Source organism: Nostoc sp., from assembly GCF_036918245.1.
Taxonomy (GTDB): domain Bacteria; phylum Cyanobacteriota; class Cyanobacteriia; order Cyanobacteriales; family Nostocaceae; genus Nostoc.
Window position 1 is genome coordinate 1 of the sequence record NZ_JBALEF010000072.1, and the last position, 23,662, is coordinate 23,662.

Sequence of the window (23,662 nt, forward strand, 5' to 3'; positions counted from 1 at the left end):
GTTGAGGTACTTGAAAGTCGTGTTGAGGTACTTGAAAGTCGTGTTGAGGTACTTGAAAGTCGTGTTGAGGTACTTGAAAGTCGTGTTGAGGTACTTGAAAGTCGTGTTGAGGTACTCCGAAGTCGTGTTGGAGTACTTCAAACTTTGTCGCACCGCAATCAAGTATAGAGGTGCGGGCTACGCCTACGCTTGACTTTTAAAACAGTCGCTACACATTTTTATTTTTTAGGCAAAACCTACGCAGTATTGCATCAAAATTGCTGCCATTCCCAGAAGCCATAATTCCCGAGGCGATTTGTCGGCATACATCGCTAATGCTGGGAGAAACCAAGCTAAGGGTAGAATCAGGGCGGAGGGTCATAACAGCTAAGAGGGAAAATTATAGATGCCAAAAATATATAGTAAGTCGTGGTTGGATAATGATACAGTAGCTGCCTGGATTTTTCTCACACCAGCACTAATTTTGCTGGGTGTTTTTATTATTTGGCCGATCGCCTATTTGTTCTACCTCAGTTTCACTGCTGGTAGTTTCACCTTAAAAGGTATTTATTGGATAGGCTTAAAAAACTATTGGCGCTTGCTACTCAACCCCGACTTCTGGCAAGTTCTGGGTAACACCTTTTATTTTACGGTTGCCACCATCATTCCCAGTTTAGTTATCTCCTTGGGATTGGCAGTACTATTAAACCGCTCCATTCCCTTGCGGGGCATCCTGCGAAGTGCTTATTTTTTACCCTCAATTATTTCAATTGTGGCAGCGGGTTTGGGATTTCGCTGGCTGTTTCAGACATCAGGGCCAGTTAACGGACTTTTAGTTTTTTTTGGCATTTCAGACATACCCTGGTTAGGAGACACATTTTGGGCAATGCCAGTAATTATTTTAATGAGTATTTGGAAACAACTGGGTTTCAATATGGTGGTTTTTTTAGCAGGGTTGCAAACAATTCCTCCTAGTCGTTATGAAGCAGCAGATTTGGATGGAGCAAATGCTTGGCAACAATTTTGGTATATTACTTTGCCCGGATTGCGCCCGACTGTGATATTTGCAATCATTACTACCGCAATTTTTACATTGCGGAGTTTTGAGCAAATTTATGTGATGACTGGCGGTGGGCCACTGAATTCGACTAATCTGCTGGTTTACTACATTTACCAAGAGGCTTTTGGTCAATTTGATTTTGGTTATGCAGCAGCAGGAGCAACTGTGTTATTAGCAGCAACGTTGGTACTAGTTTATTTGCAACTGCAAACTTGGGGAGAGGAGTAGGGGAGCAGGGGAGCAGGGGGGAATTTTGAAAGTTGCTAAATCATGCCGCAAATATCCAACGCCGAGTTTTCAAGTTTTACTTTTTTTTATATAGACTGCGATACTCCCAAGGATTCACAAATTTAGTATCACTCCAAACACCAAGCCGTTGCTCCTTAGCTTTAGCTTCGGCTTGTTGAACTAAATCTTTACTAGGACACTTATTTAAATAGGGACGATATACTTTTGCTAAACCTTCTTGCACTAATACCTGTTGCACAAAAGTGCCATTTTTTAAACGGACTTCGGCAATTTTACGTCCATAGCGATCGCGATCAGTGATATTCAAAGTTACGCGATCGCCTCCTTGTTGCACCAGTTGTTGCACCCGTTCTTGAGCTTTCACACCCCAAGTAAATTGATTGCGATCGCTAATGCGTTTACTCTGCTTTTCTTTATTAGTATGAGCTATTTCTGGCGCATCTACACAAGCAAAGCGCACGGTAAGATTTTTGCCATCAGCATCTTTGACTACTAAAGTATCGCCATCACTGACTCGCTCAACTGGTTCTCCAGAAGTAGCGATAAAGCGATCGCAGCCCATCAAACCCAAAATTATGATAGTTGCACAAAGCCAAAATCGCACTGGTTTAGTTAATTTCTCCATCCAAACTTCCTAAATTACCTCTGTGGGATGATACTAGCAAAATGAAAAGATATTTTTGTTAACTGTTGATATACTGCCACAGGCAATTCAAAATCCAAAATGGTAAGACCCTCTGGCGGCAACCAAATAGAAAATGCGGATTAGTATAAGAATTGTAACCTTGCAATTGTTAGCGGCAATTTCTGATGAACTTCTTGACTCACATTCTGCATCTAGCTGGTTCAGGTGTCTTTGCGTATTACTCTGCTGCTCAAATTCGTGATTCTAAAACCCGCCCCAACATCCTTGCAGGGTTTCAGTTGGCTGAATCTGGCTCGGTGCCGTTTTTATCTGCACTTAGCGAGCGCGCAGCTGCCGAAGGCGATACATGGCTAGCCGAAAAATTAGCAAAACATGCATCAGATGAAACTAAGCATGGTCAAATTTTTGCCCACGCCTTACAACAGTTGGATAAACAAGTTATAGATTTCAAGCGTCAACCCCAAACTCCATCCACAAAAAAATCACAACAGCAGCGTAGTCCCTTTTTTGCAGCATTCTATGAGGGCTACCCTCAAGAACAGCTCAAACCTGCTGTGATTGATTGGGATATGTTTATGGCTAGCACATACATTCTGGAGTTAGATGCTAGTAAAGACTTTGCGCGAATGGCGAAAGTATTACCTGATAACGAGCCAACCGCTCGTAACTTGAAGTTAGGAATGCTAAGTATTGCCCAAGATGAAACTGGACATGCTGCTTATCTCTACGAAGCGATGATGGGACGGATGTCTGCAACTCAAGTGCAAGAACTCGTAGATATGTGGCGAACCCGCAAGGTAAATGCCTTGTTGGCAATGGTTAGCGGTATCCTCCAGCGTAATGGCGAAACGCGATCGCTAGTCCAGGATAGTGCGCCGTCGGAAATCGATTCTGAGTTGGTAGCTACGTAATTATAGATATCTTAAGTACCTAATGATCAACCTGACAATTCAGGTCATGTGGAAAAGCCCACGAAAGACCTAACCCCTGAGCAAGCTTCCCGACACGGGAAGGGGAAAATTCAAAGTCTCTCTCCAACAAGGAGAGACATTTAGAGAGGTGTTCTGAATACCGTTAAAAGTCAGAATGATCAACTACCCCTGGCTAACGAAAGATTGAGCCAGGGGTTATTAAACTCAACGAGGTTGTCGCCAACCCCGTTGGTCTTCAAAACCGTGCATGAAGTTTTCACCTCACCCGGCTCCTCAGTGATTTGGTGCTTGTCACGCATACCTCATTACCCATTTTTCCGAGACTTTTTCAAGTTTTCTGGTGGGCTTAGGCTTGGCATTATTACAGCCAGATTTTGTGCCAGGACTGCCATCATTGGCTGTCTTTGTATCGTGGCAATGTCTGTGTAAAAGTTGAAGATTTTTATACTCATCCTTTCCACCTTTTGATTTCGGGATGATATGGTCAACTTCCATCACATCGTCTTCGCGGAAAAACATTTCGCAGTGGATACACTTCCCTTTTTGCTTTTTCAGGAGTTTTGAAATCCTATTTGGCATTTCTGGGTTATTACCCATTCTAGAACTCCAGTAAACCAGATTTCCGTTGTATGGTGACGATTCGCCTTTAACTTTCACATGACGCACTATTGGGGTGTCGGCATGGTTTAGTAATCGAAGTGAGGTTGAACCTTCCTTCTTGGTTGCGAATACCCAGTTATCACCGCCTATGGAGTGCCAATATCTTTTTGACACCCATTCCCTACTCTTTTTGGAGTGGCGGCGTTTTGCCCAGGCGCTTAACTTTTGGTACGTGAGGTTATCGACATCTGAGTAAGCAACCTTACTTACCACAGTCGCGTAGTAGTTTGTCCATCCCCTAATAATTGGGTTTAAATGGCTGATTAGTGCCGCTTGCGGTGCTGCCTTGTGAGCTTCAATAACACTAGCGATTTGTTCGTAATGTACCTTTTTCTTCTGCTTGCTTGGGGTGATGATTGTCTTAAATCCCTGCTTCGAGTGATACTTTCCTACGAGTAATAGAGTGCCATTCCACCATCAGTTGTTTAGACTGTGTATTAGACATATTTACTCACTACTTGGGACTTTATCATCCAAATCACCGTAAGTCTGTTTGCATATTCTGGGCATTACCCCAGACATTCGCTTCTGACTTAATCTCTCCTACTCGCTGCATACGGTTAGCACCTACTCAGGTATTCGACCACCTGAGAGCATACGAGAGGTTATCTCGTTCCGAATGACCATACTGTGTACCTTTAGAGTGATACTATTCGCCGGGTTTATTGGAAGTGCTTATTGGTCAATATAGAACTTGCCAACTCCTTATCCGTTGCCTTTTGGCTCCAGCGTAGAAGCCTTATTACGCTGGTTTAGGGTCACGACGATTCAATCTGTATCTTCAAGCCGGGACTTTACTCATGGGTACTTTGCTCGATGCTTACCGACTTAGGCTGTCAGTGAATACACCTTTTCACCCCGCTTCAGGCGTTGATGGCTAATCTCGAACCTGGGGGTGATGCTTTCACCGTTGCACCTACGGGGTAGGATTTGAGGGTTCTAGGATAATAACTCTCACCTACATGGTCATTCAGTTGTCTTGGCGCAGCCTCTCCCTTTGGGAGAAGGTTCTGTACCTTGCGGCTAATCCTCCAGACCCTTATGGGTCTTAGTTTCTAGCCAACGATTCGCACTCTATATTCCTTAGCATAACCTGAGATTTTTGACGGTTCTTAGCTCCAAGTTGCTACATACTACTATTGGCGTAATTCGATTGATGCTCAAGCGACTTGCGTAATTACAGCAGTTTTCATGTATTTGAACCACATCTGTTGTAGGGGCGCAAGGTCTTGCGCCCCTACCGCGTGGTCTATTTACCTGAAAATAGCTGTAAAATCACATATCTAAAACTTCTCAGACATTCTCTAAGAGCGATCGCAATGTAATGACGTTAAATAAGATTTGTCACGTAATTTTTCAATATAGCAGGCAGTTCTTCCTTGCTTATTTCATGCGTGACTACCTTTACGGTTAATTTCTCAGCTTCTTCCTCTGTTATTTCAATATCGTAATCATTCGCATTTAAAAAAGTCACCATAGCAGCAAAAGCAGCGCGTTTGTTACCTTGCTCAAAAGCGTGATTGCAGGCTATGTGAAATAGATATGCAGATGCCTGTTCATAAATTGTGGGATGCAAATACTCTCCCCCAAAAGTTGCTTGAGGTGAGTAAAGAGCAGAGTCCAGCAAGCCTTCATTAATTATGTTTGATGACTCGCCAGTTTCACTGACGAGTGCTTCATGTATAAGGATTACGTCTTCTTTCCCAAGAAATTTAGGATGCTGCAAGTCTCTTGTAAACTGGTTCCCATTTTTTCAATGTTGATAGGAAGATTAACACAGTTTCTGATTCTTGAGGAGTTATGTCTCCTAAATCGAATGCGTTAACCTCCTCTTGGGAGAACGCGTTGACTCCTAACCCTGCTTCAATGAGTGAGTTTAGACTATGTTTTAGGGTTTCTAAGACAACATAGTTGATGTCTTTTTTGGGAGTTTCAGGGCTAACTGCGTTTTTGATTTCCTTATATAGAGCAACAGAAGCTGATGTTATCAGTTCAATTGCTTTTTTCGCGTCTTCTCTCCAGTATAAAACCCAGTATCCGTCGTCTAAAATTTCCTTTAAAAGGAAATTGGATTTGACAAAGTACAGTACTGTTAACTCCCCAACGCTAGCTCTGTCGCGAATTTTTTCAAGCAGTTTGACAAATCTATGAAGTTTTTGTTGAAGTTGAGCTATCTCTTGTCTAAGCTCATCTTGCGAGATCCCTCTGGTACTGACTATTTCAGTTAGTTTGGCGCTGGTTTCATGTTGTGCATTAGGAAAATCCAGGTATTGCTGAAACCGCTCTACTTGTGCTTGAAGTGTTGAGATTGTTTCCTGTGTGAGCATGAAGTGTGGAGCGATTGCCTTGCTGGAAGGCTCTACTTAATTGGATAGCTAGTTACCCAATTATAAAACAAGCGATCGCACTTTGCTGATTACTGTTACAGTAATCAGCAAACATCTGCCTACAGTTGACTGCGGAAGACAGCAAGTATCTATTGTATTTTCATATTCCCACAGCTGCTACACTGATTATGGAAGACCTAAAAAAAGTAATAATCAGATAACTAGCGGTACTACCGAGCAAACCTGAATCAGGTTCTTCCTACAAAAAAACTATGAAAGCTGAAGCAGAAAACCATTTCAGGCTGACTTGTGAAGTAGAAACTACCCTAAAAGTGATTGGCGGACGCTGGAAAGTTTTGATTATTAGAGAATTAATGGCAGGCGTCAAACGCTTTGGTGAGTTGCAACGAGCTTTACCTGGAGTTACGCAAAAGATGCTGACCCAGCAACTCAGAGAAATGGAGGAAGATGGCATTATTCATCGAGAAGTTTATCCCCAAATTCCACCCAAAGTAGAATATTCTCTAACACCTTTAGGAGAAACTTTGCAACCAATTCTCTATGCTATGCACGAATGGGCTGTTCAACATTTAGCTCGAACAAATCACCATTAATATTGAGCATAGATAATAATTAATAATTAGCTACCTTATAATTTTAGCTAGCAGATTTCTCCAAATTATGAATTACGAATTACGAATTATTTTATTCATTACTTCTTAAATATTCAATCGCTGCCTCTAATTTTGAGGGGTAACTTTCAGCAAACCTTTCAAACCAAAGTCCTTCAGACGAAAGTGGATCTACTTTGGCTAACCATTCTTTTGCCTGCACTTTCAAAGTCTCTAGTTGTTTGGCTTTGAGTTGTTCTTGTCTAATTCGTTCTTGTTCTAATTCTTGCTGTCTTTTTAACTCAATAGCAGCATCCTCTTGGGCAAAATCAGCCTTAACTTCTGCCAAAAGATTATCTATGAAAGATGACGACTTTGGCGATGATGGAATAAACGATTTGGGTGTGGCTGATTTTGACTGCTGTTGTGGTTGTACTTCTTTGTATTCGGTTTGGAGTTCAGCTAACAGCTTATCAATGGAATCCATTTTTGCAATTCCTATAAATGTTATAGCTAGTCGTTAATGGCATTGAGTAGCACTTCCGATAGACTCAAATCTTCCATATCTTCCATAGTAATTGTGTCACAGATATCAAACTTAGCACCAGCACTTTGAAGTTCGTCATCTAAGACTTTAAGAAAGCGGGTAGCTTGTTGATCTGTACCAACTTGAATAAAAGAAATGGCTAATTCTTCATCTCGATCAATACGACGAGAAGCTTCAATAATCACCCTCATGACTGCTTTGCGATCGTCCGGCTCACCATCAGTAACTACTAAAATTGTTTCACCATTTGGCTTTGTTTGACCGGCTGCTTTGCGTTGAAGGTAATCATCAGTTGCATGTTTTAACACACTTGCCAAGTCGGTTGTACCAGAGGGATCATTCTCTCGGAAAATTTGTGAGACTTTGCTGGATGTGACATTTTCGTATCGCTTAAATCTACCAGAAAATACATAGATGGTGATACCATCCGGGTCAAATTGCTCACACTTACTAGCTAAAGCTAAAGTAGATTCCTGGGCTGCAACCCATCTAGTTCTACCACCCTTTTGATCTTGGGTTGCCATGCTACCGCTTTTGTCGATAATCAAGGTATAGTCACGATTTTCTAGCATTATTCAATTCTCCAATTAAGAATTAACAGTTATTGGACTTGGGTAAACAACACATTAGTCTGTTATTGCGTTTGTCAATACATCTACAAGACTCATTTCTTCTAAGTCGTCTAAAGTGACGGTATCGCAAATATCAAATTTAGCGCCGACACTTTGTAACTGGTCATCCAAAGCTTTGAGGAACTTAGTTGCTTGGGCATCCGAACCTACTTGAATAATCGAAATTCCTAATTCTTCATCACGTTCCATCTGACGAGTAGCATGAATGATGACTTCAAACACAGCCTTGCGATCGTCTGGTTCACCATCGGTGATGACTAAAATTATCTCTCCATTTGGCTTGGTTTTACCGGCTGCTTTGCGTTGAAAGTAGTTATTGAGCGCATCCTGGAGTACACCTGCTAAGTTTGTTGTGCCAGAAGGGTCATTTTCGAGAAATATCTGGGCAACTTTGGCTGAGGTGACATCATCGTAGCGTTTAAATCTACCAGAAAACACGTAAACGGTGATGCCATCGGGGTCAAACTGTTCGGCCTTTCTGGCCAAAGCGAGAGTAGACTCTTGAGCGATTTCCCATCTACTTCTACCACCCACTTGGTCGGGTGTGGACATACTACCGCTTTTATCAATAATTAATGTATAGTCGCGATCGCTCATCATAATCTTCCTTTGATTGTTACCCTGTGGTTCTAGTCTAATCTACGAATTTGACGATACCGCAAGCATTTTAAGGTTTTGTATCAATTATGCTACCCAAAAAAGCCGCGCCACAGTTGATGAATGCGTTGGCTAGCAAAAACCGCAGGCATCGCCGAACCAAACCTAACCTCTTTGTTCCCCTACGAGAACAAAATCTTACCAATCCCCAGCGATGCTCTGAGCGGCTGGTGAGCAAAGTCGAACCATGTCGAAGTGTCCCCAATTCTCTGTTGCAACTGTAATGACTCTGGGAATAATAAATGCTAGTCATACTGACATACAGAAAGCTAAACAGCTTTTGTTTAGCTAAATTTTAGAGATAAATTCGGGTATGAACCATCCTAGTTTCTTAGATAACCCCGCGTCAAAACAAAATACGCAGCAGCAAAACTTCTCCTTGGCATTTCTGCATCAGACGATCAACGGCATATCCGACCCAATTTTTGTCAAAGACCGTCAACATTGCTGGGTATTACTTAACGATACCTATTGTGATTTCGTCGGTCATAGCCGAGAAGAATTAATTGGTAAGTCAGACTATGATTTTTTTCCGCAAGCAGAAGCTGATGTGTTCCGGGAAAAAGATGAATTAGTTTTCGCCACAAATATTACTAATGAGAACCAGGATATTTTTACTGATGCTCAGGGTATAACCCATCTCATCTCTACAAAAAAGTCTTGCTTTGAGGATGAGACTGGTAATAAATTTCTGGTGGGTAGTATTCGAGACATCATTTTAGAGAATGAAGTCGGTAAAGTTCTAGGTGTGACTCGCAGAGTTACTGATATTACTGATCTTATGGAAACCTGCGAGGCACTTCAGGAAACCCTAGAAGAACTGCGCCAACAAAACGAAGAATTAGCGATCGCTCGTGAAACGGCTGAATTAGAACATCGGCGTTACCAGGATTTGTTTGATCTCGCCCCAAATGCTTACTTAGTGACTGATGTAGGCGGCATCATCAAAGAGGCTAACTATGTAAGCGCAGCCTTACTATCTGTGAGACAAAAGTATCTGGTAGGTAAACCATTCATCCTGTTTATCGCTGAATCAGACCGCCAAACCTTTATGAACCAACTGGCAAATTTGCAGCAGGTGCAGGATTGGGAAGTCTATCTACAGCCACGAAGAGGTACAGCCTTTCCGGCTCGGATCAGGATGGTTGCTATGTATAATTCACAGGGTCAGCAGATCGGCTGGCGTTGGTTGCTTTGCGACATCAGCGAACAGCAAGCTGCACTGCACAATCGCCAGCAAGCAGAGAAAGACCTACACCGCATGAATGCTGTACTCCAAGCTCAACAAGAAGCTTCCATCGACGGAATTCTGATTATTGATGAAAATCTTACAGTTACATCATTTAATCAGAAATTCTCCCAGTTATGGCAAATTCCTGCTGCAATCCTCGAAACATGTGACGATCGCCAACTTCTGGGATGGGTACTAGACAAACTAGTAAATCCAGACGAATTTCTGGCTAAGGTGGAGTATCTTTACCAGCATCCAGAGGAAAGCTGTCGTGATGAAATTTTCCTCAAGTCTGGAAAGATTTTTGAGCGCTATTCTGCACCCGTGCATAAACAGCAAGGGGCTTGTGGTGAGATATCACCTTTAGGAGACTATTACGGTAGGATTTGGTATTATCGCGACATTACCGAATACAAGCAAGCAGAGGCAGAACTCAAGGCTTCAAAGCAAAGACTGGCATTGCTAATTGAACAAACACCTTTAGCCATTATTGAATGGAATACCAAATTTGAGGTTCAGATATGGAATCGGGTAGCAGAAAGAATCTTTGGATACACCGCAGAGGAAATGCTGGGGAATCACTTTGAAATTATAGTACCTGAAAACGCCAGAAAGTACGTAAATGAGATTATCACTGCCCTCTTAACCCAACGTGGAGGAAGTTTTAGTATCAACGAGAACGTCACTAAAGATGGTAGGACGATGGTCTGTGAGTGGTATAACAACCCGTTAGTGGCTCCTGATGGCCAAGTGATTGGCGTTGCCTCAATGGTGTTAGATATCACAGAACGCAAACGAGCTGAAGAGGAACAGCAAAAATTTGTAGCGTTGATTGAAAACAGCAACGACTTTATTGGCATTGCTTCAATGGAAGGGCAAGTTCTCTATGTGAACCCCGGCGGACTCAAGATGGTGGGACTTAGTAGCCTGGAAGCAGCCAAAAGTAAATTCTTGGTTGATTTTTATTCACCAGAAGCTTTTGCAGAGTTTCAGCAACAAATTAATCCTTTGATATTTCAACATGGTTTCTGGCAAGGCGAGTTTCGCTATAAGCATTTTCAAACGGGCATAGAAATTCCCACTGATTGCAGCCTGTTTATGGTTAAACATCCTGAAACAGGAGAGCCTTTCTGTCGGGTAGCTGTTGTTAGAGACATCACAGAACGTAAACAAGCCAAGGAAGCCCTGCTAAAGTCGGAAGCGCAACTAAGACAACAAGCCCAAGAACTTAAAGTTGCACTCTGCGAACTTCAAAACACCCAAACTCACTTAATTCAAACTGAAAAGATGTCTAGCTTGGGTCAACTAGTCGCAGGAGTGGCACACGAAATCAACAACCCGGTAAATTTTATCTATGGCAACCTCACTCCTGCCAAGGAATACACCCAAGATTTACTTTCACTTTTGCAACTCTACCAAAGTCATTATCCCGACCCTGTGCTAGAAATTGAGGATTTTGCAGAACGAATCGAACTGGACTTTTTGAAATCAGATTTGCCACAAATAATCAACTCAATGAAAGTTGGCGCAGACCGCATTCGCGAGATTGTGCTTTCCCTGCGAACGTTTTCGCGCTTGGATGAAGCTGAAATGAAAGCTGTTGATATCCATGAGGGAATCGACAGTACTTTGATGATTTTGCAAAACCGCCTCAAGGGTAATGACCAACGTCCGACAATTGAAATAATCAAAGAATACGGTAAGCTACCGTTGGTTGAATGTTACGCAGGGCAGCTAAATCAAGTATTTATGAATATTTTGTCAAATGCGATCGATGCCTTGGAAGAGTCATTGATCATTTGTCCTATCCCTTGGGAAAATGCCCGAAACATAGAGCAAAGAACTTCCCCACAAATTTGCATTCGCACCCAACTACAGGAGCCAAATCAGGTAACAATTAGGATTACCGATAATGGATTGGGAATACCAGAAGATGTTAAAAAACAACTATTTGACCCCTTCTTTACCACCAAGCCCATCGGTCAAGGTACAGGGATGGGTCTTGCCATTAGCTACCAAATCATTACAGAAAGACATGGCGGTTCCTTAGAATGTATTTCGCAGCTAGGACAAGGCGCTGAGTTTGTAATTAAGATTCCCCTGATCCAGGATACATCAACATAATTCGTAATTGATAATACTCGCCTCTGGCGAGAAGCAAGCTACGTAATTCGTAATTTTAAAAGCTTTATCCCATGAGTAAAAAAAAGTATTTCTGCTGCCAACAGCTACTTTCTCTCTAAAAGTAGTAATTACGAATTACGAATTAGTAATTATCTAAATGCCTCCACTTCTTCAGGAACCTTCATTTGGTCGAGAATTCCCCAAATTTCCTGTAACATCGGCTCTAACCCGGAGCGAGTAACCGCTGAAATCACAAAAACCGGGGCGTAGGAGAGATGATTAAGTTGGGTGGCTAACGCCTCCAAATCGACAGTTTCCCGATCAACTGCATCGATTTTATTCAGTGCCAAAATTTGTGGACGTTCTGCTAAACCCCGTCCATAAGCTTGTAATTCTTCCTTAATTGTGTTGTAGTCTCTAACCACATCATCACTAGTGGCATCAATTAAGTGAAGTAGCACCCGCGTGCGCTCGATATGGCGCAAGAAATCATGTCCCAGCCCTGCCCCGTGAGCTGCTCCCTCAATTAGTCCGGGAATGTCGGCGAAAACAGTACCATCGCCAGTAGGTTTCCGCACTACACCCAAATTTGGAATCAGGGTAGTGAAAGGGTAATCTGCGATTTTTGGACGTGCAGCTGATAAAGATGAAATTAAAGTGGATTTACCAGCATTTGGTAAGCCAATAATCCCCACTTCTGCCAAAAGTTTTAACTCCAGACGTAGCTGCTTTATTTCCCCTGGTAATCCTGGGAGGGCATATTCTGGGGCGCGGTTACGGTTACTCAAGAAATGCTGATTTCCCAGTCCGCCTTTACCACCTTGGGCAATCAGCAAAGTCTGCTTAGGTTCAATTAAATCCCCCAGCAGTTCGCCAGTTTCAGCATCATAAATAGTTGTACCGCAAGGAACTTCAATAATTAAATCTTTTCCTGCTGCCCCAGTGCAGTTATTTGGCCCGCCACGAGTACCCTTTTCTGCCTGAAAGCGATGGTTGTATCTGAAGTCCAACAAAGTTTGTAGGTTTTCTTCGGCAACGAAAAAAACCGAACCACCACGTCCCCCATTACCACCAGAGGGGCCGCCAGTCGGCACGTATTTCTCTCGCCGGAAAGCGACAATACCATCACCGCCCTTACCAGCTTCAATTTCAATTTTTGATTGATCGATAAATTGCATCTTTCTACAGTCCTGTTAGCGGATAGCTAGGGTTTAACCCGTTCTGAATTATGAGTTGCGAGTTATGGGCGAGTTATAAATTATAAGTTGTGAACTACTCCTAGTTGCCTACGGCTGAACTAGGAGCTTCTGTAATCACGGGGGAGTGCCTAAACTTAGACTTTCGCCCAAGACTAGGACTTACCTTCCCTCCTACAGCAGAGACGGCTGAACCTTCCGCCTTTAGCCCTTCTCTACGAGAGGCTGCGCCAACGACTTCGCTCAGGGCAAGCATTCTGATACCCTCTGCTCTAATGTTCGTTGCTGCGTTCCCATCACGATCGTGATGAGTATTGCAATGAGGACAAGTCCATTCACGAATATCCAACGGCATCTCACCAACTGAAGTGAAACAATTAGAACAGAGTTTGGAACTGGGAAACCATCTATCAATCTCGATCAACTTTCCACCTTTGCGTTCTAGCTTGTAGGCTAAGAAGTTGGTGAATTTTCCCCATCCAACATCAGATATCGATGCAGCCAATTTATGATTGCGTACCATGCCTTTGACATGAAGATTTTCTACTATGACAGCTTGGCTATCGCTGACCAACTTATAACTAAGTTTATGCAAAAAATCCTGCCGCGAATTACTAACTCGCTCGTACACCTTGGCAACAACTTTTCTATATTTGTACCGTGAATTACTTCCTTTTTGTTTACGTGCTAATTTTTTCTGCTTGCGTTTAAGGTTTTTCTCATGCTTGGCAAGATGTTTAGGGTTATCGTACTTGGAAACTTTTTCGCCGTCAGTGACAACTGCAAAGTGTTTCAGTCCTAAATCAATACCGTAAATTTTCCCTTCTAAAATAATTGGATTTTCACCCTCTACTTCTTTTAGCAAAGACGCTGTGTGAACAGTCAAGATAGATGCAAGGTATTTACCAGAAGGCGTTTTACTCACAGTAACAGTCTTTATTTTCCCCTCAATGAGTCTATGTATTTTGGCTTTAACTATCCCGATATTGCCAGGGAGTTTGACATTGCCATCTACAATCTTGACATTTTGAGGATACTGGACAGACTGTTTACCGTGCTTGGATTTGAATTTAGGAAACCCCGCACGCTTCTCAAAAAAGTGTTTGTACGCTGTAGTCAAGTTGAGCGTTGTAGCTTGTAAAATTTGGCTATAACAATCCGCTAACCAAATAGTATCTTCTGCTTTTTTGAGTGCAGGAAGAAATGCGTTGAGTGCTACACGGCTAAGTCCTTTGCCTGTTTCTTTATAAGTTTCGATAGATTTATTTAGAGCATAATTCCACCACCAACGCGCACACCCAAAAGTTTGAGTTAATTGAATTTGCTGCTCTTGTGACGGATATAAACGGACTTGCACAACTTTATGTAACACTTCACTTTCATCTCCTTAGTATCTTTACTTTGTCACAAATATATATTTTAAAATCTCATTCCTCACTATTTACTTGTAACTCACACTCCTTACTCCCCTGCTCCTTTTGCTCAAAATATGGCAATATTATAAAGTTGTAGCTAACCGCCTACGTAGAGGTTTAAAGTGGATACCATTGCAATTCCTGCTCTGAATCGGCCAGTGGATGCCACGGTAGAAATTCCCGGTTCTAAAAGTCTTACCAATCGGGCATTGCTTGTCGCTGCTTTGGCACAAGGTGACTCTATTTTAGAAAATGCCTTATTTAGTGAAGACAGCGAGTATTTTGCCAAATGTTTAGAGCAATTGAGTATTCCCATAACTCTGAATCCTAATCTGGCTCAGATTCAGGTTGCAGGAAGGGGAGGCGACATCCCAGCTAAACAGGCAGATTTATTTGTGGGTTTATCAGGTACTACAGCACGATTTATTTCGGCGCTGGTGGCACTGGGTAATGGCGAATATCGGCTAGATGGCGTTCCTCGGATGCGAGAACGACCGATGGGTGACATGCTAACGGTGCTGCAAACGGGTGGAGCAACTGTTAATTTTGAGGGAAACTCTGGGTTTATGCCCTACACCCTCTATAGCCAGGGATTCGCTGGCGGAAATTTTCGCTTGAAAGCCAACCAAACAAGTCAGCAACTTTCGGCATTGCTGATGATTGCGCCTTACGCTCAACAGGATACGATTTTTGAGGTTGAGGGTACATTGGTTTCTCAGTCTTACATCAAAATGACCTGTCGTCTGATGGCAGACTTTGGCGTGGAGGTGATTCAAATCGGCGATAATCAGTTTCAGATTAAAGCAGGTCAACGTTACCAAGCTCGACATTACACAGTAGAACCCGATGCCTCAAATGCTTCTTACTTTTTTGCCGCCGCCGCTGTCACGGGTGGACGGGTGCGGGTAAAACATTTGACCAAACAATCCTGTCAGGGTGATATTCTCTGGCTGAATGTTTTAGAACAGATGGGTTGCCAAATTAAGGATTCGGATGATTACACCGAAGTGACGGGACCGAAGCAATTGCAAGGTATCGACATTGATATGAATGATATATCAGATTTAGTGCAAACATTAGGAGCGATCGCCCCCTTTGCCAGTTCCCCGATTACCATTCGTAACGTGGAACATATTCGATATAAGGAAACTGACCGAATTAAAGCTGTTGTCACAGAGTTGCGGCGGCTAGGAGTTGAAGTTGAAGAATTCGCAGATAGACTAAAAATTCAGCCTGGCCCCATTACCCCGGCGGCGATTGAAACCTATCACGATCATCGAATGGCGATGGCTTTTGCTGTCACTGGCTTGAAGGTTCCAGGGATTGTAATTAAAGATCCTGGTTGTACAGCGAAGACTTTTCCAGATTACTTTACCCGATTCTTTCAAATGTTAGAGCAATAAGAGCTATTTTCGCTAAGGAATAAGAATTAAATAACACACAATTTATGTCCCTGACTTACCTCACCCTCAATCCCTCTCCTTATAAAGGAGAGGGAAGCAAGATAGAGGATGAAGTTTTGCATTTTATTTAATCCACGTTCCTAAACTTACTTTTTCAGTGCCAGAGTTAAGCCATCAGCGATCGCTACTAAACTAAGACTAACTCGCTGGTCTTGATGCAGCTTTTGATTGAAGGCACGAATTCTTTTAGTTCTATTATCTTGCACTTGGGGGTCGGCAACCCTGCCTGACCAGAGAACATTATCGATCGCAATCAATCCCCCTGGACGCACTAATTGCAGCGATCGCTCATAATAGCCATCATAGTTGCTCTTATCTGCATCGATAAAGGCAAAATCAAAAGTTTCTGCTTCTTTTGTTGCCAGTAGCCGATCCAAAGTCTGCAAAGCTGGAGCAATGTGCAGTTGAATTTTATCCGCCACTCCTGCTTGCTGCCAATAGCGCTGAGCGATCGTTGTAAATTCCTCACTAATATCACAGGCTACCACCTTACCGTCTCTCGGTAATGCCAATGCCACCACCAGGGAACTATAACCTGTAAATACCCCAATTTCTAAAGTTTTCTTAGCTCCCAGCAACTGCACCAGTAACGCCAAAAACTGCCCCTGTTCGGGAGCAATCTGCATTCTCCCTATTGGATACTGGGCTGTTTCCTGTCTGAGTTGGGTTAAAATTTCCGGTTCTCGGAGAGAGACTGAGAGTAAATAGTTGTGGAGGTTTTGTTCGAGTCCTAATGTTTTAGTTGTCATGGGCATTGGGCATGGAGAATAGCGAATGAGTTTTCGATACTCGTGGACGAGTCTTTTTTACTCGTGGACGAGTCTTTGATACTCGTGAATGAGTCTTTTTTACTCGTGGATGAGTTTTCGATACTCGTGGACGAGTCTTTTTTACTCGTGGACGAGTCTTTGATACTCGTGGACGAGTCTTTGATACTCGTGGACGAGTCTTTGATACTCGTGGACGAGTCTTTGATACTCGTGAATGAGTCTTTGATACTCGTGGACGAGTGTTTGATATTCGTGGACGAGTCTTTGATACTCGTGAATGATTTTTTTAAAGTCAAAATTATATTTAAATGCAACTCAGTATGATAAGCAAAGCGATCGCTCAGGATATTTTAAATCATGCCAAACCTTAAAGAAGATGATAACGCTCTGCGTGAGGTGTTGACCCAAGCTGTGCATCAAGATGAAAGCTTACTCCACCGATCTACGCCAAAAAGTCATTGATGCCCACAAAAATGAAGAAGGCTCTCAACGACAACTGGCGAAACGATTTAGCGTGAGTTTACAGCTATTTTCAGGTAAATAGACCACGCGGTAGGGGCGCAAGGCCTTGCGCCCCTACAACAGATGTGGTTCAAATACTTGAATTCTGCTGTAAGTTTTGTTCAGAGCCTACTTAGGCGATTCCATTTTTGTGGCACAGTTGAAGTAGCGCTCAGTGATGTTCGTCATATATGCAGGAGGTGGCAAATTACTCTTGTCTCAAACTTATTGCTTGTTATTAACTTGAGGCTGTCTTTGAATCAAATCAACTGTACCACGCCGTAATTCCTCAACAGTTAGTATCTGGTTCAAGCGCATCAATTCTGAGATAGCTGCTGTTTCTGTATCCCGATGGCTGGTTGCAACTGCCAAGACTTGATTGTTTTTGATGTAAAAAGCAATGAATTCCTGTTTTTGCAAATCTCCATCTACAATTATTTCATCCCAACTTTGGGCGTGTCCGATGTAGCGCAACGGAAACTTGAATTGCATTGTCCAGAACAAAGGAAGCCCTCTAAATTTGACTGCTTTCCCTACCATGTTATGAGCTGCAATTCGCCCCTGCTGTGCTGCAACTCGCCAATGTTCAACGCGAATCGATTCGTTTGTACGCCAATCGGGATAACGGGCAATATCACCTGCGGCGTAGATGCCATCAGCTGCACACAAGTATTCATCAACAACAATACTGCTATCTTTAGCATGCAAATCAACACCCTCAAGAAAGTCTGTTGCAGGCTGTACACCAATTCCGAGAACTACTATATCTGCTTGCAAGCGATCGCCATTATCTAAAATTACAGCTTCTACCTTGCCGTTACCTTCAAACTGTACTGCTTTTCTACCCAACTTAAAAGAAACGCCGTTTTCTTCATGGACTTGCTGAAATAGTTTGCCGATTTCCTCGCCAAGGGTTTTCTTAAAAGGTACAGAATCCGGCGAAACAACAGTTACTTGTAAGCCATGCTGACTCAGCCCAGATGCCGTTTCCATGCTGATAAAACTGGAGCCAATGACTACCGCTTGTCCTTTTTGCTTAATTGCTGCCAAAATCCGATCGGCATCATCAAAGCTGCGTAATGTCAAAATGTTTTCCAATTCTGCACCTGGAATATCTAGCTGGCGTGGCTTTCCTCCTGTTGCTACCAGCAAGGCATCATAGGTTAACGAATCACCACTGCTGAAGGCGATCGCTTTTGCCGATGTTTGTACCTGTTCAACTCGCTTATTCAACAGCACTTCAATGGCGTGTTCTTTGAAGAAATCGGGCGATCGCAGGGGCATTTCCTCGGAAGATGTCTTACCAATGAAGTAGTCTTTACTCAGCTTTGTGCGATCGTAGGGCAGCTTATTTTCCTGAGTAATCATCACGATTCGCCCTTGATATCCAGCTACTCGCAAAGCTTCTGCGGCATGGACACCCGCTGCACCTGCGCCTAAGATGACAAATGTCCGCCCATCAACGTTGGGATCGAATTGCGCCATTGCAGGCGATCGCAATCCTTTAGTTTCCTCTGGTACACTGACAATGACGTTTTCACCTTCAATGTGTACTTCATAGCAAGCTAAAGCATCCAAGCCAGGTGGCTCTAGTTGGTCGCCAGTCGTCACGTCAAAATAGGCATTGTGCCAAGGGCAAACAACATGATGTCCACTCAACACCCCGTCTGCCAATGGCGCTTTATAATGAGCGCAGTGTGCACCGACGGCATAAAAGTTTCCATCTATACGACTCAGTAAAATTTCTGTTTTGCCGACAGACACCTGTCGCATTTCACCATCATTTAGATCGTTGATATTGGCAACAACTGCTTCTATCTGTTTCATAATTAACTCTTAAATTAAGAATAAGAGTTATACCAATTCTTTAAAATCCTGCAATAGATTTCAACCCGGAAAACCTGATGCAATCTGAGTACAGATGCAAGGTCTTACACCCATTCATTATGAATTGATATAACAACAAACAACTTGCATATTATGTTCAGAACTAGTAGTCTGTCAAACCGACTTTGCTGGGTTTATGGTAAGAAAATCAAGTTCTTTTCTTCCCCTGCTCCCCCTGCTTCCCCTGCTTGCCTTCACCCGTCATTTTGTCGAGTACTACTTTCCCCTACACCCGCTTCGCTCACAAACTAGCAACCGAGCCACCATCTACTCGATAGTTAGAACCAACCACAAAGCTTGATTGCTCAGAGCAAAGGAATGCAATCACAGCCGCTACTTCTTCTGGTTTGCCACGTCGTTTGAGTTCGATATAAGGGCGCTGTTCATCAAGGAAACTGTCAATTGCCTCATCAAAGCTGACATTAAATCTTTTTGCTAATTTTCGTTGAGAGCCTTCTTTATAGATATTCTAACAATCATGTAAATTTTTATTATTATGCAAAAAGCGTAGTTTACCGCACTTCGGCAAGCTCAGTGACCACCGTAGGCATCGCCCAAATATCCTATGTGTTTTTATATTGCATACCAAGTTTTTGTTTGAGTTACTTGCTTAAACCCTTCTAAAATAAAAACTATATGTAGGTAATTTTATTACTAAACTTGTTTCTATTTTGGGAGGTATGATGAGCCGTCCAATAATTCTTGGTATTGTCGGCGACAGCGCTGCTGGTAAAACAACACTAACGCGGGGAATTGCTCAGGCACTCGGCCCAGAAAATGTCACAATCATCTGTACAGATGATTATCACCGTTACGATCGCCAACAACGTGCAGAAATTGGCATCACTGCCCTCCACCCCGACTGCAACCACTTGGATATTATGCAGCAACATCTGTCGCTGCTACGCACAGGACAACCAATTCTTAAGCCAGTTTACAGCCATAAAACAGGCACATTCGAGCCACCACAATATATCAAGCCTAATAAATTCGTCATTATTGAAGGATTACTCGGTTATTCTACCCGTGCTGCTCGTGATTCCTACGATGTTAAAGTTTACCTTGCACCTCCAGAAACACTACGCGCTAAGTGGAAAGTTAAACGAGACACCCAAAAGCGCGGCTACACAGATGAACAGGTATTAGCGGAATTAGAAAAGCGCGAACCAGATTCAGCACAGTTTATCCGTCCGCAACGGCAATGGTCTGATATAGTAATTAGTTTCTATCCACCCACTGATGAAGATGATGAAACCAATGGACACCTGAATGTCCGACTGGTACTGCGTCCGACAATTCCGCATCCAGATTTCACTGCAATTACCAACTCTAGCTATGGTAATTCTGACTCAGCCATCCGCCTGGGGCTAGACAGGGATATGAGTAAGCCGGTAGATGTCTTAGAAGTTGATGGCCATGCAACCTTAGAACAGGTGAATAAGCTAGAGCATATTATTTGTTCTGATATGCCCCATCTACGAAATATTTGCGATCGTGAAAGTAATCCAGAACTGGGTAAAATTGCTGGTACAACTGGAGAAACACTCCAAAGTTATCCTCTGGCTCTGACTCAGTTGATCATTACCTACCACATGCTCAAAGCAACGCAAATTCATCAGTGATCAGCGAAAATGAAGGGGTTTAAAGGGTTTGCGATCGCGTGTCTGGTGTCAGAGGTGGACTGGTTAGCAGGTAATGTAAACGCTGCAATTACAGGATCGTGGTCGCTGACAGGCTTACTAAAGCCAACATTGACATGCACAATGTCAATTTCTGGTTGAGCAACATTGGAAAGATTTTTACTGACTAACAAATGGTCAATAAGTTCAGGATTTCCACGAAATTTAAAACTAAAGCGATCGCTAACAGGTAAACGATCCGTCAGATTCTCAAGAATGTTACCCTTCAAGGCTTTCAGAGGTAGGGAATCTGGTAAATCGTTTAAATCACCCAATACAATTACTTTGGCTAGTGGGTCAACTTGTAGTAGTTGCGCTACGAATTCATTCACGATTTCGGCTTGTTTAACTCGTTTAACATCGCTGGGAGAACCTCCAAGCTTAGAAACAAAGTGATTAGCAATGATAAACAATTTTTGATCGTTAAAAAGAAATTCTGCTATAAGTGGCTTACGGCTTTCATCGAAAGCAGCATTGATGGGGTCAATCCGACCAGGGTTGAGCGAAAGGTCAAGACCATTTGTACCTTGAGTAATAGTCACAGCATCTAATGAACCGCCTCTTTTGGGTAGTTTTGCTAGAGTTATCCGGCTGGGTTGAAATAAGAAACCGACACGAATATTGCCTCCAGGTTCTCCACCATCTTGATCATCGCTAGGCGGAATATCAACAAAGTCGTATGCTGGACTACCAATATTTTTGAGCGCGGCAATCAGTTTTTGGTAAGTCTGATTTGCATTTACAACGTTATCATTGGTTGGCCCGTTATTATCCTGAATTTCAATTAAACTAATGACATCTGGTGCATTCAAATTATTACCGATGATTTTGGCAATATTATCAAAGCGTTGATCTTTTGGGTCTAAATTCTCGACATTAAAAGTTGCAACAGTTAATACATCCTGTGAATTTTCCAAAGATGTTGTTTCACGTTGTGCAACTACAGGTAAAGGAGTTGGCAATTGAGCTATTGAACTAGCTTGCAGTGGACTAATCCATCCAAAGAAGATAAAAGCAATACTCAGTAGCAGCAATTTGATAAATGTCATTGTCTCTTCCAATGAAGGTACTTTCTAGATTAGTCTTCTTATTAATACAGTTCAGTTAAGAAAAGTTTTAGGTTGGGTAAAATTTGCAATCTCTTGGGAAAACTTTCATCTACTCATCAAGAGTCAGAACTATTTCCAAAAAATCCTGTCCAAGAATTAAGTTATACTGCAAAGATTTCAGGGATGATGAGCAACACTAATATAGTATATGTATGTTTATTCCTCTTTCTGATAATTGTCTTGTTTAAGACGTTAGGAAGGCAGATTCAGGCAAATTCCTTCCCAGTAGGTGAACAACAGGCAATCAGAGTTTTATTTATTGGCAACAGCTATACCTATTTCAACGATCTTCCTTGGTTGACACAACAGTTGGCTGCTTCGGCGAAAGAACCTAAAAAATTAGAAACTGAAATGGTTGTGATTGGTGGAGCTACACTCAAAAACCACTGGAAACGTGGTGAAGCACTCAGGCTTTTGAAAGCAAAACGCTGGGATTACGTAGTACTGCAAGAGCAAAGTACTTTACCAATTACCAATCCCAAGGAAATGTATAAGTACGCTACTAGGTTTGATGCCGAGATTAAGCGAGTGAATTCCCAAACAGTCTTTTACTTGACTTGGGCAAAGCAAAATCAACCAGAAACGCAACAGATATTGACTGATTCTTACATGAGCATTGCTAAAGAACTGAAAGCTAAAGTTGCACCTGTGGGAATAGCTTGGCAAAAAATTCAGGAAGCGAATCTGAAATTAAACCTTTACAGTTCCGATCAAAGCCACCCTAGTCCGATTGGATCGTATGTAGCAGCATGTGTATTCTATACAACATTTTATGAGAAGAGTCCTGTCGGATTGAGTCGCCGTATATATAGTAGTAATGCTAGTACACCACAAGAAAGCAACAGAATTGAGTTGGAAAGTTTAGGTGAAACAGATGCCCAAATGATTCAACAATTAGTTGAGTACATCGTCAGAAAGATATAGGAACAGACTGTTGTGTAGTTCAAAAGATAAGAAAAAGTTTTTAGCCTGCATTCAGACTTTTCACTTTGAAATCAACTTGGCTTTAGATAACTTAGTGAAGCTAGTACGCCACGGCGTAAATAGAGCAACCATTTAAAATCCCTTAGAAGACCATTCCATAATACTTTTGACTTTTGACTTCCGCCTTGCGGTACTAGTGTAATCTAGCATGATTACCACGTTAGTTTTTTGGGGTAGGTGGGTAGTATAAATTACCTAAAAACTAATTTGGTATATAGCGATGTTCAAGACTAAATTATCCGAATCGCGTGCTTGGGGGGAACTTAATACCTCAAAGTTCATGGATCGCCATATTGGAGCGATCGCAGCTTTAATTTTAATTAGCTTACTCAGTTCATTGAGTGGAACACCATTTGACCATACCATTTCTAACGGCTGGGAAGCCTTTCTCTGGGGATTGGCAGATCCAGTAATTAGCTTAAATTGTTTAGTTGGTATTGTTGCGATTGGCTTACTCTCATCTATGTTTGTTCGTGGCGCTGCGATCGCTGGATGTTTTGTCTTCGCAACAGTTTTGGGTATTGTAATTCATATATTTCAGCTAAATTTACCAGGCACAGAAATAGCCATCGCCATTTCTACCATTGTTTTTGGTACTATGCTGATGATGCCAAATCAACTAAACTTTCTGGTGCTTGCTCTGGTGGGCATCAGTGCTGGTTTATTTCAGGGTTACGCTAATGCTGAATCTATTGTTGGTGCAGGAATGATACCAGTAGTTGCCTATATACTAAGTATTACTTTAACTCTGTTTGCAGTTGCGATGAGCGCTAGAGAAATTGGTGTTGGGATAGGTATGGGAGAAATAAACCGAATTTTACCCTGGAAAATCAGCCTTGCTGGCTTCGCTTTGTGTGCGATCGGTATCGTGTTTTTGAGCAATTCGCTTATTTAAATCACATCTTTCAATTCAGTGGAATACATTCATTCGTGGGGGCGTACACCTAGCTGTGCGCCCTCACTGCGTTTTCAGACTGGATAAGTAAGCATTCTGGTGAATAAG

General features: G+C 42.4%; 23 protein-coding genes. 10 read left to right on the forward strand and 13 right to left on the reverse strand.

Annotation, left to right across the window (positions count from 1 at the left end):
• Positions 1-385 precede the first annotated feature (385 nt).
• Positions 386-1,267: a carbohydrate ABC transporter permease gene (locus tag V7L12_RS21070; RefSeq protein WP_335087214.1), complete on the forward strand. Its 882-nt coding sequence runs from the start codon at positions 386-388 to the stop codon at positions 1,265-1,267.
• A 76-nt stretch (positions 1,268-1,343) separates the two neighbouring features.
• Here V7L12_RS21070 and V7L12_RS21075 read toward each other — a convergent pair whose 3' ends face one another.
• A complete protein-coding gene (locus V7L12_RS21075) occupies positions 1,344-1,913 on the reverse strand; it encodes a thermonuclease family protein (protein ID WP_335087216.1) in 570 nt (189 codons plus the stop codon).
• 185 nt (positions 1,914-2,098) lie between these two features.
• On the opposite strand from V7L12_RS21075, the gene V7L12_RS21080 reads away from it, so the two are divergent.
• Positions 2,099-2,845: a ferritin-like domain-containing protein gene (locus tag V7L12_RS21080; protein ID WP_335087218.1), complete on the forward strand. Its 747-nt coding sequence runs from the start codon at positions 2,099-2,101 to the stop codon at positions 2,843-2,845.
• Positions 2,846-3,157: 312 nt separating this feature from the next.
• Here the strand turns inward: V7L12_RS21080 and V7L12_RS21085 are convergent, their stop codons facing one another.
• The 3 genes from V7L12_RS21085 to V7L12_RS21095 form a co-directional block, all read right to left on the reverse strand.
• The gene (locus V7L12_RS21085; protein WP_335087283.1) at positions 3,158-3,883 is read right to left on the reverse strand and encodes a group II intron maturase-specific domain-containing protein; all 726 of its coding nucleotides are present in this window, start codon (positions 3,881-3,883) and stop codon (positions 3,158-3,160) included.
• A 973-nt stretch (positions 3,884-4,856) separates the two neighbouring features.
• Positions 4,857-5,252: a type II toxin-antitoxin system death-on-curing family toxin gene (locus V7L12_RS21090; RefSeq protein WP_335087219.1), complete on the reverse strand. Its 396-nt coding sequence runs from the start codon at positions 5,250-5,252 to the stop codon at positions 4,857-4,859.
• The gene (locus tag V7L12_RS21095) at positions 5,239-5,853 is read right to left on the reverse strand and encodes a hypothetical protein (RefSeq protein ID WP_335087221.1); all 615 of its coding nucleotides are present in this window, start codon (positions 5,851-5,853) and stop codon (positions 5,239-5,241) included. The genes V7L12_RS21090 and V7L12_RS21095 overlap by 14 nt, the downstream gene beginning before the upstream one ends.
• Before the next feature lie 272 nt (positions 5,854-6,125).
• On the opposite strand from V7L12_RS21095, the gene V7L12_RS21100 reads away from it, so the two are divergent.
• A complete protein-coding gene (locus V7L12_RS21100) occupies positions 6,126-6,467 on the forward strand; it encodes a winged helix-turn-helix transcriptional regulator (RefSeq protein WP_334908199.1) in 342 nt (113 codons plus the stop codon).
• Positions 6,468-6,558: 91 nt separating this feature from the next.
• Here the strand turns inward: V7L12_RS21100 and V7L12_RS21105 are convergent, their stop codons facing one another.
• From V7L12_RS21105 to V7L12_RS21115, 3 genes are read right to left on the reverse strand one after another with little or no spacing between them, the layout of a single operon-like run.
• Complete coding sequence (locus tag V7L12_RS21105; protein WP_335087223.1) at positions 6,559-6,951, reverse strand: salt stress protein, Slr1339 family; 393 nt, start codon at positions 6,949-6,951, stop codon at positions 6,559-6,561.
• Positions 6,952-6,977: 26 nt separating this feature from the next.
• Positions 6,978-7,583, reverse strand: coding sequence for a vWA domain-containing protein (locus tag V7L12_RS21110; protein WP_334924209.1), 606 nt, complete (start codon positions 7,581-7,583; stop codon positions 6,978-6,980).
• 54 nt (positions 7,584-7,637) lie between these two features.
• Complete coding sequence (locus V7L12_RS21115) at positions 7,638-8,243, reverse strand: vWA domain-containing protein (protein WP_335087225.1); 606 nt, start codon at positions 8,241-8,243, stop codon at positions 7,638-7,640.
• Between the two features lie 86 nt (positions 8,244-8,329).
• Between V7L12_RS21115 and V7L12_RS21120 the strand changes: the two genes are divergently transcribed.
• Positions 8,330-8,524, forward strand: coding sequence for a hypothetical protein (locus tag V7L12_RS21120; RefSeq protein WP_334819060.1), 195 nt, complete (start codon positions 8,330-8,332; stop codon positions 8,522-8,524).
• Between the two features lie 89 nt (positions 8,525-8,613).
• Positions 8,614-11,655 (forward strand): PAS domain-containing sensor histidine kinase, encoded by a 3,042-nt coding sequence (locus tag V7L12_RS21125; RefSeq protein WP_335087227.1) that lies wholly within the window; start codon positions 8,614-8,616, stop codon positions 11,653-11,655.
• Positions 11,656-11,804: 149 nt separating this feature from the next.
• Here the strand turns inward: V7L12_RS21125 and obgE are convergent, their stop codons facing one another.
• Positions 11,805-12,833, reverse strand: coding sequence for a GTPase ObgE (obgE, locus tag V7L12_RS21130; RefSeq protein WP_334819056.1), 1,029 nt, complete (start codon positions 12,831-12,833; stop codon positions 11,805-11,807).
• Between the two features lie 100 nt (positions 12,834-12,933).
• Positions 12,934-14,223 (reverse strand): RNA-guided endonuclease InsQ/TnpB family protein, encoded by a 1,290-nt coding sequence (locus V7L12_RS21135; RefSeq protein WP_335087229.1) that lies wholly within the window; start codon positions 14,221-14,223, stop codon positions 12,934-12,936.
• A gap of 165 nt (positions 14,224-14,388) precedes the next feature.
• Here V7L12_RS21135 and aroA point away from each other — a divergent pair, with 165 nt between their 5' ends.
• Positions 14,389-15,669: a 3-phosphoshikimate 1-carboxyvinyltransferase gene (gene aroA / locus V7L12_RS21140; protein WP_335087231.1), complete on the forward strand. Its 1,281-nt coding sequence runs from the start codon at positions 14,389-14,391 to the stop codon at positions 15,667-15,669.
• Between the two features lie 146 nt (positions 15,670-15,815).
• On the opposite strand, the gene V7L12_RS21145 is transcribed toward aroA, so the two are convergent.
• The gene (locus V7L12_RS21145) at positions 15,816-16,478 is read right to left on the reverse strand and encodes a class I SAM-dependent methyltransferase (RefSeq protein WP_335087233.1); all 663 of its coding nucleotides are present in this window, start codon (positions 16,476-16,478) and stop codon (positions 15,816-15,818) included.
• A gap of 442 nt (positions 16,479-16,920) precedes the next feature.
• Between V7L12_RS21145 and V7L12_RS21150 the strand changes: the two genes are divergently transcribed.
• Positions 16,921-17,043 (forward strand): hypothetical protein, encoded by a 123-nt coding sequence (locus V7L12_RS21150; protein WP_334924197.1) that lies wholly within the window; start codon positions 16,921-16,923, stop codon positions 17,041-17,043.
• A 182-nt stretch (positions 17,044-17,225) separates the two neighbouring features.
• Here V7L12_RS21150 and V7L12_RS21155 read toward each other — a convergent pair whose 3' ends face one another.
• Together V7L12_RS21155 and V7L12_RS21160 are read right to left on the reverse strand one after the other, a co-directional pair.
• Positions 17,226-18,827, reverse strand: a complete 1,602-nt coding sequence (locus tag V7L12_RS21155) for an FAD-dependent oxidoreductase (RefSeq protein ID WP_335087237.1) — start codon at positions 18,825-18,827, stop codon at positions 17,226-17,228.
• A 301-nt stretch (positions 18,828-19,128) separates the two neighbouring features.
• Entirely contained in the window at positions 19,129-19,353 is a 225-nt protein-coding gene (locus tag V7L12_RS21160; protein WP_335087285.1) for an SDR family oxidoreductase, read from the reverse strand.
• A 217-nt stretch (positions 19,354-19,570) separates the two neighbouring features.
• On the opposite strand from V7L12_RS21160, the gene V7L12_RS21165 reads away from it, so the two are divergent.
• A complete protein-coding gene (locus V7L12_RS21165) occupies positions 19,571-20,509 on the forward strand; it encodes a phosphoribulokinase (protein WP_335087287.1) in 939 nt (312 codons plus the stop codon).
• Here the strand turns inward: V7L12_RS21165 and V7L12_RS21170 are convergent.
• The gene (locus V7L12_RS21170; protein WP_335087239.1) at positions 20,503-21,615 is read right to left on the reverse strand and encodes an endonuclease/exonuclease/phosphatase family protein; all 1,113 of its coding nucleotides are present in this window, start codon (positions 21,613-21,615) and stop codon (positions 20,503-20,505) included. The two genes, V7L12_RS21165 and V7L12_RS21170, sit on opposite strands and share 7 nt — an antisense overlap.
• 240 nt (positions 21,616-21,855) lie before the next feature.
• On the opposite strand from V7L12_RS21170, the gene V7L12_RS21175 reads away from it, so the two are divergent.
• A complete protein-coding gene (locus tag V7L12_RS21175; protein WP_335087241.1) occupies positions 21,856-22,599 on the forward strand; it encodes an SGNH/GDSL hydrolase family protein in 744 nt (247 codons plus the stop codon).
• A gap of 280 nt (positions 22,600-22,879) precedes the next feature.
• A complete protein-coding gene (locus tag V7L12_RS21180; protein WP_335087243.1) occupies positions 22,880-23,554 on the forward strand; it encodes a HupE/UreJ family protein in 675 nt (224 codons plus the stop codon).
• The last annotated feature ends 108 nt before the right edge of the window (positions 23,555-23,662 follow it).

Excerpts from the sequence above, each read along its gene's own strand:
- V7L12_RS21075 (WP_335087216.1), bottom strand. The coding sequence starts at position 1,913 with ATGGAGAAATTAACTAAACCAGTGCGATTTTGGCTTTGTGCAACTATC.
- V7L12_RS21120 (WP_334819060.1), top strand. The coding sequence starts at position 8,330 with ATGCTACCCAAAAAAGCCGCGCCACAGTTGATGAATGCGTTGGCTAGC.
- V7L12_RS21100 (WP_334908199.1), top strand. The coding sequence starts at position 6,126 with ATGAAAGCTGAAGCAGAAAACCATTTCAGGCTGACTTGTGAAGTAGAA.
- V7L12_RS21125 (WP_335087227.1), top strand. The coding sequence starts at position 8,614 with ATGAACCATCCTAGTTTCTTAGATAACCCCGCGTCAAAACAAAATACG.
- V7L12_RS21095 (WP_335087221.1), bottom strand. The coding sequence starts at position 5,853 with ATGCTCACACAGGAAACAATCTCAACACTTCAAGCACAAGTAGAGCGG.
- V7L12_RS21070 (WP_335087214.1), top strand. The coding sequence starts at position 386 with ATGCCAAAAATATATAGTAAGTCGTGGTTGGATAATGATACAGTAGCT.
- V7L12_RS21105 (WP_335087223.1), bottom strand. The coding sequence starts at position 6,951 with ATGGATTCCATTGATAAGCTGTTAGCTGAACTCCAAACCGAATACAAA.
- V7L12_RS21145 (WP_335087233.1), bottom strand. The coding sequence starts at position 16,478 with ATGACAACTAAAACATTAGGACTCGAACAAAACCTCCACAACTATTTA.
- V7L12_RS21155 (WP_335087237.1), bottom strand. The coding sequence starts at position 18,827 with ATGAAACAGATAGAAGCAGTTGTTGCCAATATCAACGATCTAAATGAT.
- V7L12_RS21110 (WP_334924209.1), bottom strand. The coding sequence starts at position 7,583 with ATGCTAGAAAATCGTGACTATACCTTGATTATCGACAAAAGCGGTAGC.
- V7L12_RS21080 (WP_335087218.1), top strand. The coding sequence starts at position 2,099 with ATGAACTTCTTGACTCACATTCTGCATCTAGCTGGTTCAGGTGTCTTT.
- V7L12_RS21150 (WP_334924197.1), top strand. The coding sequence starts at position 16,921 with ATGAAAGCTTACTCCACCGATCTACGCCAAAAAGTCATTGATGCCCAC.
- V7L12_RS21170 (WP_335087239.1), bottom strand. The coding sequence starts at position 21,615 with ATGACATTTATCAAATTGCTGCTACTGAGTATTGCTTTTATCTTCTTT.
- V7L12_RS21115 (WP_335087225.1), bottom strand. The coding sequence starts at position 8,243 with ATGATGAGCGATCGCGACTATACATTAATTATTGATAAAAGCGGTAGT.
- V7L12_RS21165 (WP_335087287.1), top strand. The coding sequence starts at position 19,571 with ATGAGCCGTCCAATAATTCTTGGTATTGTCGGCGACAGCGCTGCTGGT.
- V7L12_RS21180 (WP_335087243.1), top strand. The coding sequence starts at position 22,880 with ATGTTCAAGACTAAATTATCCGAATCGCGTGCTTGGGGGGAACTTAAT.
- obgE (WP_334819056.1), bottom strand. The coding sequence starts at position 12,833 with ATGCAATTTATCGATCAATCAAAAATTGAAATTGAAGCTGGTAAGGGC.